The 17,342-nt window shown below is 39.8% G+C and carries 11 protein-coding genes and 1 other annotated feature; of the genes, 7 read left to right on the top strand and 4 right to left on the bottom strand.

Annotated features, from left to right (window positions below; all coding sequences use genetic code 11):
• The first annotated feature begins 97 nt into the window (after positions 1-97).
• From ABH902_RS01780 to pheT, 5 genes are all read left to right on the top strand, one after another.
• Positions 98-3,673, top strand: coding sequence for a PD-(D/E)XK nuclease family protein (locus ABH902_RS01780; protein ID WP_404588811.1), 3,576 nt, complete (start codon positions 98-100; stop codon positions 3,671-3,673).
• Entirely contained in the window at positions 3,666-7,457 is a 3,792-nt protein-coding gene (gene addA, locus ABH902_RS01775; protein ID WP_404588810.1) for a helicase-exonuclease AddAB subunit AddA, read from the top strand. The genes ABH902_RS01780 and addA overlap by 8 nt, the downstream gene beginning before the upstream one ends.
• Before the next feature lie 76 nt (positions 7,458-7,533).
• Complete coding sequence (locus ABH902_RS01770) at positions 7,534-7,878, top strand: winged helix-turn-helix transcriptional regulator (RefSeq protein ID WP_404588809.1); 345 nt, start codon at positions 7,534-7,536, stop codon at positions 7,876-7,878.
• Between the two features lie 40 nt (positions 7,879-7,918).
• Positions 7,919-8,135: a binding site (T-box leader), on the top strand.
• A gap of 65 nt (positions 8,136-8,200) precedes the next feature.
• Positions 8,201-9,247, top strand: a complete 1,047-nt coding sequence (gene pheS, locus ABH902_RS01765; protein WP_404588808.1) for a phenylalanine--tRNA ligase subunit alpha — start codon at positions 8,201-8,203, stop codon at positions 9,245-9,247.
• Positions 9,248-9,253: 6 nt separating this feature from the next.
• Positions 9,254-11,680 carry a phenylalanine--tRNA ligase subunit beta gene (gene pheT, locus ABH902_RS01760; RefSeq protein WP_404588807.1) on the top strand — a complete coding sequence of 809 codons (2,427 nt, stop codon included), beginning with the start codon at positions 9,254-9,256 and terminating at the stop codon, positions 11,678-11,680.
• Positions 11,681-11,732: 52 nt separating this feature from the next.
• Here the strand turns inward: pheT and ABH902_RS01755 are convergent, their stop codons facing one another.
• From ABH902_RS01755 to ABH902_RS01740, 4 genes are read right to left on the bottom strand one after another with little or no spacing between them, the layout of a single operon-like run.
• Positions 11,733-12,389 (bottom strand): amino acid ABC transporter permease, encoded by a 657-nt coding sequence (locus tag ABH902_RS01755; protein WP_404588806.1) that lies wholly within the window; start codon positions 12,387-12,389, stop codon positions 11,733-11,735.
• 12 nt (positions 12,390-12,401) lie between these two features.
• The gene (locus ABH902_RS01750) at positions 12,402-13,100 is read right to left on the bottom strand and encodes an amino acid ABC transporter permease (RefSeq protein WP_404588805.1); all 699 of its coding nucleotides are present in this window, start codon (positions 13,098-13,100) and stop codon (positions 12,402-12,404) included.
• Positions 13,101-13,144: 44 nt separating this feature from the next.
• Complete coding sequence (locus ABH902_RS01745; RefSeq protein WP_404588804.1) at positions 13,145-13,957, bottom strand: transporter substrate-binding domain-containing protein; 813 nt, start codon at positions 13,955-13,957, stop codon at positions 13,145-13,147.
• A gap of 50 nt (positions 13,958-14,007) precedes the next feature.
• The gene (locus ABH902_RS01740; protein ID WP_404588803.1) at positions 14,008-14,736 is read right to left on the bottom strand and encodes an amino acid ABC transporter ATP-binding protein; all 729 of its coding nucleotides are present in this window, start codon (positions 14,734-14,736) and stop codon (positions 14,008-14,010) included.
• Between the two features lie 433 nt (positions 14,737-15,169).
• Here ABH902_RS01740 and racE point away from each other — a divergent pair, with 433 nt between their 5' ends.
• A complete protein-coding gene (racE, locus tag ABH902_RS01735; RefSeq protein ID WP_404588802.1) occupies positions 15,170-15,985 on the top strand; it encodes a glutamate racemase in 816 nt (271 codons plus the stop codon).
• A gap of 5 nt (positions 15,986-15,990) precedes the next feature.
• Positions 15,991-17,337: a ribonuclease PH gene (gene rph / locus ABH902_RS01730; RefSeq protein ID WP_404588928.1), complete on the top strand. Its 1,347-nt coding sequence runs from the start codon at positions 15,991-15,993 to the stop codon at positions 17,335-17,337.
• The last annotated feature ends 5 nt before the right edge of the window (positions 17,338-17,342 follow it).

Genomic DNA, 17,342 nt, shown 5'->3' with positions numbered 1-17,342 from the left:
AAAAAAAGTTCTCTTTTTAAGAGGCTTTTTTTATTGATACTGACGATAGACCAATGACCAAAAGATTACAGGAAAAATCTATTAAGGAAGTGAAAGTATGAGTCTACAATTTATTCGGGGAACGGCTGAAATGGATTTGGAGGCATCGCTTCTTCAAGCTGCTGCAGACTGGCTTTCAAAAGATAGCGAGCATGAGGTTTTTTATCTAGTGCCGAATCACATGAAATTTGAGCAGGAAATAAGTGCACTTAAGCGAATGAAAAAGCTTCAGCGGAATGAATCGGAATCGATAGCAACTATGCGTTTTCAAGTATTCAGCTTTTATCGATTGGCTTGGTATTTTTTGCAGCATACGCAGTATTATAGTTCTGATGTCTTAACAGAAGCTGGTGCAGCCATGGTTTTCAGAAAAATTTTGTCTGAAGTGGAAGAAGAGCTTCAAATTTTTCGTGGGGAGATTAACAAAGCTGGTTTTATTCAACAGCTTTTTGACCTTTATCAAGAAACCAAAGAAGGAAATCTTGATTTAAATGAATTGTTTACAGGTCTGACATCTTCAGGACAGGAGCAACAGCGCGATCTACAGGTGAAGCTGCAGGATATTCGTTTAATCTTTACAAAATTTGATGAAGTGATGAGTCAATATGGCATCAAGTCAGCAGAAATTATCAATTATTTGGCCGATTTTTTAGAGAAAAAGGATCTAAGCAAGGTTCAGTTTGTAATTAATGGCTACCATCATTTTTCTGCTAAAGAATTGAAACTAATCAATGTATTATTGCGGCGTGCTGGCGAGGTTAAAATATCTTTAATTTTAGATAAAAAGTATCCTAATGAATTACCGCCTGCAATGGACTTGTTTTTTGAAACAGGAGTGACGTATTATCAGCTGTATCAGTCGGCAAGACAAGCACAGGTCGCGATACTACCTGATTATGTCGAACAAAAAAGGGTGCTAACTGTCAGCGAGGAATTACGACAATTAACTCAATATTGGAAAGAGACTCATGACGGACAAATGAAGCAATATCCTGCGTTAGAGAGTCAGAATGATATTCACTTGTGGTGCGCAGAAAATGCGAAAGAAGAAATGAATCAAATAGCCAAGGAAATCCGTCGTCTTGTAGTGGAGCAAGGTTACCGTTATAAAGATATGCTGCTATTGACGCGCGATCTGGACAGTTATGATTCCCTCATTCTGCCACTATTTTCAATGATGGACATTCCCTTGTACTTAGATCGAGATATGGCAATGGAACAGCATCCGTTAGTTGAATTTATTCAAGCGTTATTTGCAATTGACACTTATCATTATCGGTATCGAGATGTTTTGCGTTTTTTGCGCACGGAATTGTTTTTCCCGCTTGAAGAGGTTGAAACAGTGGCTCAATGGCAGGAAGTCCGTAATGAATGGCGCCGTAAGGTTGATATTACAGAAAATGTAGTTTTAGCTTATGGTTATGAAGGCGCACATTGGGAAAAGAAGTCCGACTGGCGTTTTATTCGCTATGATTTTGAAGCGGAAACAGAAGATGATACAGAAAAGATGGAAGCAGATTCGAATGTTATTCGACAACAGATCCAGCAAACGATTCCCGTCTTCTTCAAAAAAATTAAACGAGCTCGGACTGGTGTTGAGGCGGCTGATCTACTTTACCGTTTTTTAATCAATAATGGGGTTGAAAAACAATTGATGATGTGGCGAAATCAAGCTATTGAAGCAGGTCAGCTGGAAGCTGCTCGCAATCATGAACAAACGTGGGAAGCCTTGATGACCTTATTGGATGAATATGTCACAATCTACGGCGATCAGGTATTTGATTTGAAAAGTTTTGAAGAAATTTTTGCAAGCGGCTTGGAAGGATTACGCTATAGTAAGGTGCCAACGGCTATTGATCAAGTACAGGTAAGCTCGATTGATTTAGCAAGACCGGGCCAAGCAAAAGTCGTATTCGCAATTGGCTTAACCGATCAAGTCTTGCCCAAAAAATGTGAAAATAAGACTTTGCTTTCAGATGAAGAAAGAGAAGCGGTTAATGAACATTTAGAGGATGGACAATACTTATGGAACGATACTAGAAAACAGATTGCAAAAGAACCGTTTAATGCTTACGTTTTATTTTCGGCCGCAAGTGAACGGTTATATTGCACCTATCCTCGCGTCTTAGATAATGAAAAAGATGTAAAAGTATCTGCTTATTTAAGTAATTTACAACGAGATCTGGGCTTGAAGCTTAAAGAAAAAAATACATTGAGTATTGCAGATGATGAAACGACAAGTCTGCAGCATGTGGGAACCTACCGTTCACTAATTGGCGATTTGACTAATCTGAAGCGTCAAAGAAAAGAAACCCGCCAAGGCATATTACCGTTTTGGTTAAGGCTGGAACGAATGTTGTTTAAGCATTCGGAAGCAGCTTTAGCAAAACAGGTTTTTGAAAGCTTGGAACATCGCAATATTCCTGAAAACTTAAAAGAGGAATTGGCGGATCAATTATACAGCAAAGAAATATACACTTCAGTTTCCCGAATGGAAAGCTTCTATCGCTGTCAGTACCAATATTTTTCACGCTTTGGACTGGGGCTAAAAGAGCGGGATGTGTTTGGTTTGTCGCCAGCAGCTACGGGTGATTTTTTCCACGAAGCGCTCGATCAATTCTTTAAGCTGCTGATTTTACAAAAGAAACAGCTTTCTGAATTAACTGACGGAGAGGTGCGCGAGTTTACCGAGCAAATTTTAGCGGCGGTTTTCGGTGAAGCAAAATTCATGATTTTGGATTCTTCTCATCGAATGAACTATATTCGCTACCAGTTAACGCAAACAATCAAGAAAGTAAGCTGGGCTTTAAAACAGCAAAGCCAACGCAGCGGTATGACAACAGTCCAAACGGAAGTCTTGTTTGGTCAAATTGCTGGACAAAAGGGTATCAAAGGTCTAAGTCTACCTTTAAGTAACGGTGGCAGTATTAATGTTCGCGGAAAAATTGACCGGTTGGATCAGCTGACAACTGAAAATGGTCTATACTTAGGTGTCGTTGATTATAAATCCAGTCATCGAAAGTTCAATATTACTGAAGCCTACTATGGATTGGCTATGCAAATGTTAACCTATCTCGATGTGGCTTTAATGGATGCTGTAAACTTGGTCGGTCAGTCGGCGAAACCGGCCGGCTCATTTTATCTGCACGTTCATAATCCCTTGTTGCCTTATGAGGACGAAGCAAAGAAGGAGCAGCAGGTATTAAAGAAATTTCAATACGATGGAATCATACTGAATGACCCCAATTTATTGGAAAACTTAGATAAAAGCTTGGAAGCAAAGCAGTCTTCCTTACTTTATCCAATTGAGCAGTCTGCAAAAGAATTAATTAAACCGGGTCGTCGGCAAGAGGACAAGTTCGTTACAGAACCTGAGCTTGATGCCTTATTAACCCATAATCGCAGCAAATTTATCGAAGCAGGGAATCAAATTACAACAGGTGAGATTGAATTAAATCCGGCATATCAAGGGAAAGAAAGAATTGCTTGCCGATTCTGTCCCTTTAGAAGTGTCTGCGAATTTGACGTAATGCTACAAGAAAACAACTACAATCGTATTGAAAATTTATCGAAAAAAGAAGTAATGGACCGTCTGATGGAAGACGCAGAAAAAGGAGGAGCAGACGATGAGTAAAGCCATTCCTTTAAGACCGGAAAATGAACAATTTACTGATAATCAGTGGCAGGCTGTTTTTGACGGGAATGAAAATATTCTTGTCTCTGCCTCTGCTGGTTCTGGGAAAACCACAGTTTTGGTTCGTCGAGTTATTGAAAAGCTGAAAAGCGGTGTGGATATTGATCGTTTGTTGATTGTTACGTATACAGAAGCAGCTGCAAAGGAAATGAAAGAACGAATTCAGGCTACTTTACAAAAAGCCATTAACAACGAAAGCGATCCGCAGCAAAAGCAGCATTTTATTAAGCAGTTAAGCTTGCTGCCGACGGCCAATATTAGTACGCTGCATGCCTTTTGCTTAACAGTTATTCGCCGATTTTATTATATAATTGATATGGATCCGGTGTTTCGATTGTTAACGGATGAAACAGAAATTTTATTGTTAAAAGAGGATGTTTGGGATGAATTACGGGAACAGTTTTACGAACAGGATCGCGCGCCCTTTTATCAATTAACGAGTAATTTTTCCAATGACCGTACAGATGATGGCTTGACGCGCTTGGTTTTTTCACTGTATGAATTTGCTAAAGCAAACCCTGATCCAGACGAATGGCTTCAGCATTTAGTAGACAGCTACAAAATCGAAGATCAGCTGGGCGATTCTCAGCTCTTTCAAGAATATCTAAAACCGCAAATCATGGAAACACTATTCCGCTGTGTGGCGCGTTATCAGGAAATGCTGCAGTTAGCCACAGGAGCTGAAAAATTAAGCAAGATCGCTGCTTTGGCACAAAAAGAATTAGCAGCAACTGAAACCTTCGTTAGCTTATTGGCGGATAATGATTTAGAGGCTGCCTATGCTTTTAAAGATGAAATCACTTTTGAGCGTTATCCGACGGTTCGAGATGAAGACTATAAAGAAACCGCAGCTTTAGCCAAAGGGCTGCGAGAACAAAATAAAAAGGCCTTGAATGATATTTTGGCTAATTTATTTACCTTAGCACCTGAACGAATGAAAGAAATCATGCTGGAAGCTGTGCCGGTCGTTGCGGAAATGGCTAGAGTGGGGTGGACCTTTATTGCTGCTTATGGTGAGCAAAAATTACGTAAGGGGTTAGTTGATTTTAATGACCTGGAGCATTTTACATTAGCTATTTTGGCCAAAAAAGAAGCTGGAGAGTGGCTGGCAAGCGAAGCATCGAACTATTACCGTGAAAAATTCGATGAAGTGTTAGTAGATGAGTATCAGGATATCAATCGCTTGCAGGAAACGATTTTGTACTGGCTGCGTAGACCGACAGCCTCTGAAGGCAACCTGTTTATGGTGGGGGATGTGAAGCAGTCCATTTACTCTTTTCGACTGGCTGATCCGACATTGTTTATTGAAAAGTACACGCAGTACGGTGAAAACCAAGAGGGAAAACGAATTATTTTAGCAGAGAATTTTCGGTCTCGGAAAAATGTCTTGGACTTTACGAATTTAATTTTCGAACAGTTGATGGATGAACAGGTCGGTCAAATCGCTTATGATGAGGCTGCGAAATTAGTTCACGGCTTTGATCAGTTTGCAGAAGCCGAAAATTATGATACTGAGTTGTTAATTTATGAGAAAAAAGCGGCAAGTGCAGATACTCAGCTCGGGGAACCCGCCCTGATTTTAGAGGATAAAACGGAAGGCGAATTATACATGACTGCCTTGAAAATTCGCGAATTAGTGGACAACAAGTTTCAAATTTACGATAAATCATTAAAGGAAAATCGTCCGCTGCAGTATCAAGATATTGTCTTGTTAACACCAACGAAAAAGAACAACCTGACGATTCTGGAAATCTTTAAACAAGCAGGAATTCCAATTCAAGTGAATGATGCCCAGAATTATTTTCAAGCAACAGAAGTTCAAACAATGGTCGCCTTGCTCCAGCTGATTGATAATCCCTATCAGGATATTCCGCTGGCAGCTGTTCTACGTTCGCCAATTGTTGGCTTAAAGGAAAATGAGCTAGTTACGATTCGATTGGCAAATAAGAAAAGTACTTATTACGAAGCATTTCGATTGTTTAATCAATCAAATACGCAAGGACAAGAACAGTTACAATTACAGAAAAAAACGCAGCAGTTTGCTGTACGTCTAGAGAAATGGCGGGAAATGGCGCGCAGAAATCAATTGGATACATTGATTTGGACGATTTATCAGGATACCGCTTATTTAGATTATGTAGGTGGTTTGCCGGCAGGTAAGCAACGACAAGCCAATCTTTATGCCTTGATGGAACGCGCTTCAAGTTATGAAAAAACTAGTTTTCGAGGCTTGTTTCAGTTCGTTCGTTTTATTGAAAAAATGCAGGAAAAAGATAAAGATTTAGCTGAACCTGTTATTTTGAGTGAAGATAATGCTGTTCGGGTAATGACAATTCACGCAAGTAAGGGGCTAGAATTTCCTGTAGTGTTTGTTTTGGATATGACAAAAGAATTCAATTTAGGGGATCTGAATGAACGCTATATCTTTGATGATCGTCTGGGTGCCGGAATTCGTTATTTGGAGCAGGAGGAACGCATGCTTTACGAAACGCTGCCGTTTCTGGCAATGAAGCAGGCGAAGCTAAAAAAATTGCTGGCAGAAGAAATGCGTAAATTATACGTGGCTTTAACTAGAGCCGAGCAAAAGCTTTTTTTAGTTGGCTCTTATAATGATCAGCAGGCGGCGTTTAAGGAATGGTTGAAGGTAGCAGATGTTCATACACGGGTATTACCTAGTGAAAATCGGTTGCAGGGTAAAAGCAGCTTGATGAACTGGGTAGGGATGAGTTTAATTCGTCATCCCAAAATGGCTGACTATCAAACAGAATTTGTCACTGAAAAAGTAGCTGAAATAAGTCAACATCCGGCTGGGTTTTCATTGACTTTTATGCAGGAATCAGAAATACAAGAACGTTTTGCGGCCTTAGATTTTATTGATAGTAGCGAGGTGAAGGAAACTCCTGCAACTCAGGTAGATTCGACAATCGTCGGTCAAGCGATTCAACGCTTAAATTACAGTTACCCTTATCAAATTGCTACTGAAACGACGAATTATCAATCTGTTTCGGAAATTAAACGAATTTTTGAAGATCCGGACAATAGAGAGATTGCCAAAATTCAAGTAAACCAGCGAAACAAGATCCAGCCGGAACCGATGATTGTCCACCGGATGACAGATGGTGAACTGGGAAAACCGAGATTTATTGAAACGATTCGCAAGCCCTCTGGTGCCGAAATCGGTACAGCGACACACTCCTTATTACAGATGATTGATTTAACCAAAGTACCCGAAAAAGCAGATTTGGAGCAACTATTAGCTGAATTAGTTCAAGCGAACATTGTTACTGAAGCTGTGGCAAAAAAAGTCAATTTAAAGCAGATTCTTGCTTTTTATCGAACTCAATTAGGCCGACAGCTGCTGGCTCATCCAGGGCAGGTAAAGCGAGAAGTACCCTTTTCAATGCTGCTGTCTGCCGAGACGTTGATTAAGGATTATCCGCAGCATACAGGGGATGATTTATTGATTCACGGGATGCTTGATGGGTATTTAGAAGAGGAATCATCATGTATTTTATATGATTTCAAAACAGATTTTGTGCGCAACAGCAGTGATCCGAAAGAAATCGACGGAATTATGCAGCGTTATCGCGGACAATTGAATCTTTATCGAAAAGCCTTGGCACAAGCAACTGGAAAAGAAGTCTCACAAGTCTTTTTAGTCTTATTGTCTGCCGGTTTGATTATTGATTTGGACAAAGAAACGATTAGTGAAATAATGAAATAGAACGCAAATAAAAGTAAAGCAGATTTACTTACAAATTGTAAGTTCTGTGCTATACTCATGTCACGAGGTGAGGAAAATGGAGCAAGTAAAAACAACCGAATTTTCACTGTGTCCTAAGTTCGAAAAAGCATTTGCGATTTTAGGTAAAAAATGGAATGGTTTGATTATTGATGTCTTGTTGGAAAATGGCCCTCAACGATTTGGCGAATTGAAACAAAAAATTCCTGAACTTAGCGATCGGGTATTAGTTGAACGCCTGAAGGAGCTGGAAGCAGAAGGAATTATCTCAAAAGCAGTCCGTTGTGATGAAAGCAGCCGGCTTGAGTATTTTCTTTCGCAAAAAGGACTTGATTTACAGCTTGCCATGGAACAAATTCAAAATTGGGCAGAAAAATGGGTCACAGCTGAAGAATGCAGTTGACCTTAGACCAAACTTCTTGTAAACTGTAATCAATTGAATAACAAAAACGTTGATGGAAAAGAGTAGCTTATGTAAAGCTGTTAAAGGGAATACCTGTCATAGACTGGAAGCAGGTTGCAGTATGGATAAGTGAAGTTCACTTCCGGAGTTTGTTTGTTCTATCTAATTAGAACAAACCGGTGAGAACCGTTAAAAAAATTGAGTGCACAGTTTAAAAGCTGTGAAGTAGGATGGTAACACGATAGCTCGTTCCTTATTTGGAATGGGCTATCGTTTTTTTATTTATAAACTCAATCATTACCCAATAGAAAGGACTAGAAAGATGTCATTAAAAGCTCAACTAGAAACGCTGCGCGATGAAACAGTAGCCAGCATTCAAAAGACAACAGATTTAAAGGAACTAAACCAAATACGCGTAGAAATATTAGGGAAAAAAGGTCCGCTTACGGAAGTATTACGCGGGATGAAGGATCTTTCGGCAGAAGAACGGCCGGTGGTAGGCAGTTTCGCTAATGAGATTCGTGATATTCTTTCACAAGCTATCGAAGAGCGCAAAGTCTTGTTGGAAGCTCAAGCGTTAGATACGGCTTTAGCAAAAGAAACATTGGATGTAACTCTTCCGGGGAAAGCAATAACACATGGTAGTCGGCATGTGCTTTCGCAAGTCGTAGAGGAAATCGAAGACATTTTCGTCGGCATGGGCTATCAAATTGTTGAAGGCTATGAAGTAGAGTCAGATCATTATAATTTTGAGCGAATGAATTTACCCAAGGATCATCCAGCGCGTGATATGCAGGATACTTTTTATATTTCTGATGAAATTTTGATTCGTACGCATACCTCTCCTGTTCAAGCCAGAACGATGGAAAAGCATGACTTTTCTAAAGGCGCCTTGCGCATGATTTCTCCGGGGAAAGTCTTCCGTCGCGATACCGATGATGCGACACACAGTCATCAATTCCACCAAATTGAAGGCTTAGTCATCGATAAAAATATTACAATGGGCGATTTAAAAGGCACGCTGGAAGTCGTCATGAAAAAAATGTTTGGAGAAGACCGCAGTATTCGGCTGCGACCTAGCTATTTTCCATTTACGGAACCTTCTGTCGAAGTGGATGTTAGCTGCTTCAAATGCGGCGGTACAGGTTGTAATGTCTGCAAACACACTGGCTGGATTGAAATTTTAGGCGCAGGTATGGTTCATCCGGATGTACTGAAAATGTCCGGTATTGATCCAACGGAATATACCGGCTTTGCATTTGGCTTAGGACCAGATCGGGTAGCAATGCTGCGTTATGGTGTTAATGATATTCGCAATTTCTATCAAAATGATCTGCGTTTCTTAAATCAGTTTAAGGTAAAGGAGTAAACGATAATGTTAGTTTCTTATAAATGGTTAAGTGAGTATTTAGATTTATCCAATATTTCTGCAAAAGAATTAGCGGATCAAATGTCTTTAACTGGGATTGAAGTTGAGGGCATTGAACAGCCGGAAGCAGGCTTGAAAAAGATCGTTGTAGGTGAGGTAAAGGAATGTGTTCCGCATCCTAATTCAGATCATCTGTCCATCTGTCAGGTTGATGTCGGCGAAGAAGAGTTATCTCAAATCGTTTGTGGTGCCCCTAATGTGAAGGCAGGGATTAAAGTAATCGTTGCGTTGCCGGGTGCCCGCATTGTCGGAAATCAAAAAATCAAAAAAGGCAAAATGCGCGGAGAAGTGTCAAACGGTATGATCTGTTCTTTGCAAGAGCTGGGCTATTCGGACAATGTTATTCCAAAAGCTTATGCTGAAGGCATTTATTATATGCCGGCAGAAGCTGTTAACGGCAGTGATGTTTTCCCATATTTAGATATGGATGACCAAATTATTGAACTATCGATTACGCCAAATCGGGCGGATGCGTTAAGTATGCGTGGCGTTGCTTACGAAGTAGGTGCTATTTACCGTCAAACACCGCAGTTCAAGGATGAACCATTGGTTGAAGATACTTCTGAACAAGCTTCTGATTATATCAATGTAAAAGTGACTGATCCTGCAGATGCACCAGCGTACCAAATCCGTGTAATCAAAGATGTAAAAATTGCTGAAAGTCCCTTATGGCTGCAAACGCGATTGATGAATGAGGGGATTCGTCCAATTAATAATGTAGTTGATGTAACAAACTATATTTTACTTCTTTTTGGACAACCGCTGCATGCATTTGATTATCAAAAGCTAAATAGTAAAGAAATTCTAGTGAGAAGAGCGGCAGCAGGCGAAGAGCTCGTAACTTTAGATGGTGAAACACGTAAGTTGTCAAATGAAAATATTGTGATCACCAATGGAAAAATTCCGGTAGCTTTAGCAGGTGTCATGGGTGGAGCTGATTCAGAAATTACTAATGAAACAACAACAGTTGCTTTAGAATCTGCATTATTCGACTCATTGGCAATCCGCAGAACGTCCAAGGAATTTAATTTGCGCAGTGAGTCTTCTAGTCGCTTTGAAAAAGGCATTAATCAAGCAACTATTGGTCAAGCAGGAGAAGTTGCAGCAGCAATGATTGCTCAGCTAGCTGGCGGCACCGTTGTTTCAGGTGTGAGTCTTGGCTCAGAGATTACCTTAGAAAAAGTTGAAGTAAGTGTTTCTGTTACCCGAATTAATGAATATTTAGGCACAGCACTGGATAAAGCAGCGGTTGGTGAAATTTTTGATGCATTGGGCTTTGATTATACTGAAGATCAAGAGCTGTTTACAGTAGTGGTTCCGCCAAGACGCTGGGACATTGAAATTGAAGCAGACTTGATTGAAGAGGTAGCTAGAATTTACGGCTACGATAACTTGCCTTCAACTTTACCCAAAGGTGAAACAGTGGCTGGCAGTCTTACCAAAGGTCAAACATTAGTGCGCAGAATAAAAAGCTTGCTTGAAGGCTGTGGCGTTAGTGAAGCGATCAGCTATGCTTTAACAACAGAAGCGAAATCACGACAATTTCTGTTACGTGAAAGTCAGACGACTTCATTACAATGGCCGATGAGTGAGGAACGTTCAGTACTGAGGATGAATCTGATTTCTGGCTTGCTGGATGATGTGGCGTACAATACTGCACGTAAAAATGCCAATGTTGCGCTATATGAAGTCGGTCGTGTCTTTTATCAAGAACAAGACGCTAAAAAGAATTTGCCGTACGAAGAAAATCATCTTGGAATTGTATTGACTGGCAGTCGTCAGGTGAAGGATTGGCAAACGAAGGAAACAGCTGTTGATTTTTATACACTTAAAGGTATTTTAGAAACCTTATTTGAAGCAATCGGTATTTCAACGAACATTACGTACGAAGCGACGAAGGAATTTAGTGAGCTGCATCCTGGTCGGACTGCTAAAATCTTGTTAGCCGATCAAGTGATTGGTTTTATTGGGCAAATTCACCCGACAACGGCGAAAAGTTACGATATTCCAGCGACTTATGCAGCAGAATTAAATCTGCAGGCCGTAATCGAAGCGACGGCAGAAGCGACTTTCGTCTACGAGCCAGTATCTAAATTCCCGGCGGTTTCAAGAGACATTGCCTTACTTGTAGATGAGACAGTGACAAATCAGGAATTAGTACAGGTGATTCAAGCGAACGCCGGCAAGTTCCTACAATCTGTTCATTTATTCGATGTCTATCAAGGCGAAAATATTGCTGAAGGTAAAAAATCCATGGCTTATAGCTTAACCTTTGTTAATGCGGAAGCAACCTTAGTTGATGAAGAAATCAATCAATCAATGACAAAAGTGGAAAAAGCGTTAGTGGAACAATTTGCTGTAAGCATCAGATAATAAAAAAAACAGAGAAAAAAAGTGTTGTCCACTTTTTTCTCTGTTTTTTTGTTTATACCCAATTACGTGAAAGCCAGCGTGAAAACTGGGAAATGGAGAAGTTGATAACAAAATACATCAGAGCAACGAGTCCATAAATCACGAAGACTTGGCTTGTTTCAGCATAACGTCCCATTAAAATGTAGGACTTTCCGAATAATTCCTGAAGTGCAATAACGGAATAAAGAAAGCTGGTATCCTTGATAACCGTAACAAATTGCGAAATAATTGCCGGCAGCACATTTCTAATGGCTTGAGGTAAAACAATGTACAGTAAAATCTGCAGTTCACTAAAGCCTTGCGAACGAGCAGCTTCTTTTTGACCTTTATCAACACCGTTTAAGCCGCCGCGGATAATCTCTGCTAATGCTGCGGTGGTAAATACGGTAAAGCTGACGATCCCGGCAGGAGTAGATTTGATTTTAAAAATCAGAAAAATTACATAGATCCAAAGCAGGTTGGGGATATTTCGCACAATCTCAATATAAATTCCTGCTAAAAATTTTAACGGGCCGGTTTTTTGATTTCTTAAAACCGCTAGAATCGTACCGAAAATAATACTTAAAATAATGGATACAAAAGAAATATAAAGAGTCAGCTTCAAACCGTCGAATAAAAAGCGCAAATTATTGCCGGTCAGAAGTTGTGACATTTGATCTGAAAATGACATTGTTGCAGCCTCCTATCTGGTATATGCTTTCTTATTATTTTCTTCCAGTCTTCTAGCTAATTTTGCCAGAGGGAAGCACAGGATAAAGTAAAGCAGTCCTGCAATTGTAAATGCTGGAATGTAATTTAAGTTGACAGAAGACCAGCTGTTGGCTGTAAACATGACATCTGCGCCGGAAATAATCGCTACAGTAGCGGTATTTTTGATTAAATTAACCATCTGGTTCGTTAATGGCGGCAGCATAATCCGCCACGCCTGCGGTAAGACCACATAGCGCATGGTACCAATATAAGAAAAGCCTTGTGAATAAGCAGCTTCGAGCTGCCCTTTAGAAACGGCGCCAATACCTGAACGAACAACTTCGGCAATATAGGCACCGTGATAAAGTCCAACACACAGAATCGCAATCGTAGTGATGGAAAAAGAAAAGACCGGATTTAATAAAGGAAAACCATAATAAACCACGATAAATTGAATCAGCAGCGGCGTATTTTGGAAAAACTCTACGTAAATTCTGCTAAGTGCATTTAATAATTTATTTGGAATGGTTGACAAGCTGCCGAAAATCACACCTAAAGCCATCGCCAAAAGCAGAGATCCGATCGATAAAAGAATCGTATACAAGAAGGCGTCTGCGAACAGGCGCCAATCTTGTAATAATGCTGCCCAGCGATGAAGCGCGAAAGGGCTAGTGCTGGCAATAATAAACATTCAAATTCCTCCCAATTCTATTAAAATGACCGAATCGAGAAATATTAATCAAGATTCTGTTCCTTGTAAATTTTATCGAGTGTGCCGTCTTTTTCCCATTTTTTAATTAAGTCATCTAAATAATCGTTTAATTCTGTATTGGCTTTTTTCGTTGCGATACCGTATTCTTGTGGCGAGAAGCCGTCTTTCAAGATTTCTGTATTATCGTTTACGTAGCCTGCTAAAATAGATTTATCAACTGAAAAAGCATCAATTCTTTTAGCGTCCAATGCAGTTTTTAATTCAGGGTAAGAGCCAAGTTCTTGAAATTTAAAGGAAACACCAAGTTCTTTACCTTTCTTTTCAATTGCGCCTTTGGTGGTTGCTGATTGTGCAACCCCAATAGTTTTTCCGTCTAGGCTAGCCATGTCGGTATATTTGTCATCTTTTCTTACTAAGAAGCCGATTTCGTCTTTATAGTAAGGGGTTGTAAAGTTATAGGTTTCTTTGCGTTCATCGGTAATCGTAAATGTGGCAAGAACCATATCCAACTCGCCGTTATCCAACAATGGTCCGCGTGTTTTCGCCGTTACACCGACAAATTCTACGTTATCTTCACTGCCTGTTAATTCTTTAGCGATTAAACGGGCAATATCTGGTTCCATCCCTTCGTTTTTATCAGTATCAGGATTCATATAACCAAAATAAGGAACGTCTTCCTTCACGCCAACTTTAATTACACCGGCATCCTTGATGCTCTGAACAGTGGTTACCCCTTTATTGTCTGCTTTTTTTTCTGAAGAATTTCCGCAACCAACGATTAAACCAAGTAATAAGGCTAGAGATAGGCCGCCAACGATTTTGCTCATTTTTTTCATTAATAATTCCTCCTATATAATAGTAATAATGTTTCATGCTGATCAGTTGTTTAATGCTTGATGATTTTACTTAAAAAGTTTTTAGCACGTTCATTTTGAGTGCTGGTAAAGAAGTGTTCCGGGGTGCCGGTTTCAATGATTTGTCCGTCATCCATAAAAATTACTTTGTCTGCCACCTGACGAGCAAAACCCATTTCGTGAGTGACACAAATCATTGTGATGTTTTGTTTGGAAAGATCAACCATAACGTCAAGTACCTCTTGAATCATTTCAGGATCAAGCGCAGAAGTCGGCTCATCAAAAAGAATAATTTCAGGGTGCATGTTCAACGCTCTGGCAATCGCCACACGTTGTTGTTGTCCTCCGGAAAGCTGAGCAGGGTAGGCATTTGCTTTATCTGCCAAGCCAACTCTTTCTAAATACTCCATTCCTGTTTTGTACGCTTCTTCTTTGCTGACGCCTTTGACTTTAATCGGTGCTAATGTCAAATTTTCAATAATGGTTTTATGCGCATATAAATTAAAGTTCTGAAAAACCATAGCAACTTTTTGACGAATTTTTTGAATCGGTGCTTTAGGTTCCGTGATGTCTGTTCCGGCAACAAATATATGTCCGTCGCTGACTTTTTCCAGTTGGTTAATGCAGCGAATTAAAGTGCTTTTACCAGAACCAGAAGGACCGATAATGACAATTTTTTCTCCTTCCGCTACTTTTAATGAAACATCCTTTAATACATGATGATCACCAAAAAACTTATTAACATGTTCCATTGAAATCATAAATATTCTCCTTTATGTATGGATTTATCACATCGACTTGCTCAAAACAGTGGGATAAAAAAATCATCTTCATGAATAAAAGAGGAGTCGAATTGTATTTTCAGTAAACTTAGAATTGTGATGAAAAATCTTTAATCTTTCTAAACCTTCTTTAACGAGCTTTTCGATATAAAACGCATGAGAAGATAAAAATATATTTATTTAAAGTTTAATCATTTCATCATAATTCTATTCATCCGTTAATGTTAGAAATTATAACATACGATAAAAGAGATTACCAGTCTTTTTTTATTACAACAAAAGCTTTCTTATAAAATAAACATTTCCAGAGGAAACCATGGTAAAATGGAAACGAAACAAACAATAAAACTTGAAAAAGCGAACTAAAAAGTAGAAAATATAAGTATTGAAAAAAACTGCAAAGGTTTGATTGATGTTGACTAATCAAGAAGCAATTGGATTTATTGATTCTGGAGTTGGTGGGCTTACCGTTGTTAAAGAGGCGTTGAAGCAATTACCAAATGAACGGATTATTTATTTGGGTGATACAGCTCGCTGTCCGTATGGCCCCAGACCGGCCGAACAAGTGGTGCAATTCACCTGGGAGATGACTAATTTTCTCTTAGAAAAAAAGATAAAAATGCTGGTTATCGCCTGCAATACGGCAACGGCTGTTGCGCTGGATGATATTAGAGCGCATTTAGAGATTCCAGTAGTTGGGGTTATTTTGCCCGGTTCGAGAGCCGCATTAAAAATGACCAAAAATAATCGGATTGGTGTAATAGGAACTGACGGAACAATTAAAAGCGGTGCATATTCAGCTGCTATAAAGAAAAAAGCGCCAAATACCAGCATTACTAGTTTGGCTTGTCCAAAATTTGCTCCGATTGTTGAGAGTAATGAATTCCATTCATCGGTAGCCAAGAAAGTTGTTTCTGAAACATTGCAGCCGCTACTATTAAAACAGCTTGATACACTGATTTTGGGCTGTACGCATTATCCTTTATTGCGGCCGCTGATCCAAAATGTAATGGGAAGCAATGTTACGTTGATCGACTCAGGCGCTGAAACGGTAGGAGAAGTAAGTATGCTCTTGGACTATTTTGATATTGCGAATACGCCGCAAAATAAATCAGCTGTTAATGAGTTTTACACAACCGGCTCGCCAAAAATGTTTCAAACAATCGCAGATGAATGGCTGGACATAGAAGACATAAATGTACAACATATTCGTTTAGGAGGACAATAGAAATGATTAGACACGACGGCAGACAGGCAAAAGAATTACGAAAAATTACCATTGAAACAAATGTCTTTAAACATCCTGAAGGCTCGGTGCTCATTTCCTTTGGTGATACAAAAGTGATTTGTTCTGCAACTGTGGAAGAAAAGGTTCCTCCCTTTTTAAGAGGAGCAGGAACTGGCTGGGTTACTGCGGAATATAGCATGCTGCCTAGAGCGACCAATACCAGAAATATCCGTGAAAGTGCCAAGGGAAAGCTTTCCGGAAGAACAATGGAAATTCAGCGTCTAATCGGCCGTTCGCTGCGTGCGGTTGTTGACTTAGAGAAGCTCGGGGAGCGAAGTATTGTTGTGGATTGTGATGTGATTCAAGCGGATGGCGGCACAAGAACAGCAAGTATTACGGGAGCTTTTGTCGCCTTGAAATTAGCTGTAGACAAGCTGTTGAAGCAAAGACTTTTAACTGAAGATCCCATTAAAGAATATTTAGCGGCAGTAAGCGCAGGAATTTTAAAAAATGGTTATTGTGTTCTTGATTTAGATTATGAAGAAGATTCTGCCGCAATGGTTGATATGAACTTGGTTATGACGGAATCCGGTCAGTTTGTCGAATTGCAGGGAACGGGAGAGGAAGCAACTTTTTCCGGTGATGAACTAAATTCGTTATTATTTTATGGAAAAACAGGAATTGAGCATTTGATTGCCTATCAAAAAGAAGCGTTGCTTGATGCTTTTGCTGAAACATCCATTGTGCCAGAGGCTAAAACAATCGTAATTGCTACTAGAAATCCGGGAAAAGCTAAGGAATTCAAAAAAATGTTTGCCAATAAAGGCTATCAAGTAAAAACACTGCTTGATTATCCTGAATTACCGGATATTGAAGAAACTGGCAAGACATTTGAAGAAAATGCTCGCCTCAAAGCAGAAACAATTGCTGCTCTTATTCAACAGCCTGTGCTGGCAGATGATTCTGGTTTAATTGTAGATGCACTGGACGGACGTCCCGGCATTTATTCTGCTCGTTTTGCGGGAGAACCGACAAACAATGCCGCAAATAATGCTAAGTTGCTGCATGAACTAACAGGTGTGCCGCCCGAAAAAAGAACAGCTACCTTCCATTGTACATTGGTCTTTGCAGCACCTGAAAAAGACAGCTTAGTGGTTGAAGGCAATTGGGCCGGTGTCATTGCAGGAATTCCTCGGGGAGAAAATGGTTTTGGCTACGATCCACTATTTTTTGTACCGGAAGAACAAAAGACGGCTGCTGAATTAACGGATGAGCGTAAAAATCAGATCAGTCATCGAGCCAAAGCAGTAGAAAAACTTAAGGACCAATGGGAAAACTGGTTGAATCAATAGGAGGC

The sequence above is a fragment of the Enterococcus sp. UD-01 genome (assembly GCF_044909655.1).
In the GTDB taxonomy this organism is placed as follows: domain Bacteria; phylum Bacillota; class Bacilli; order Lactobacillales; family Enterococcaceae; genus Enterococcus_L.
The sequence above is the reverse complement of the archived record's forward strand: the minus strand, read 5'-3'. Positions and strand labels throughout refer to the sequence as shown.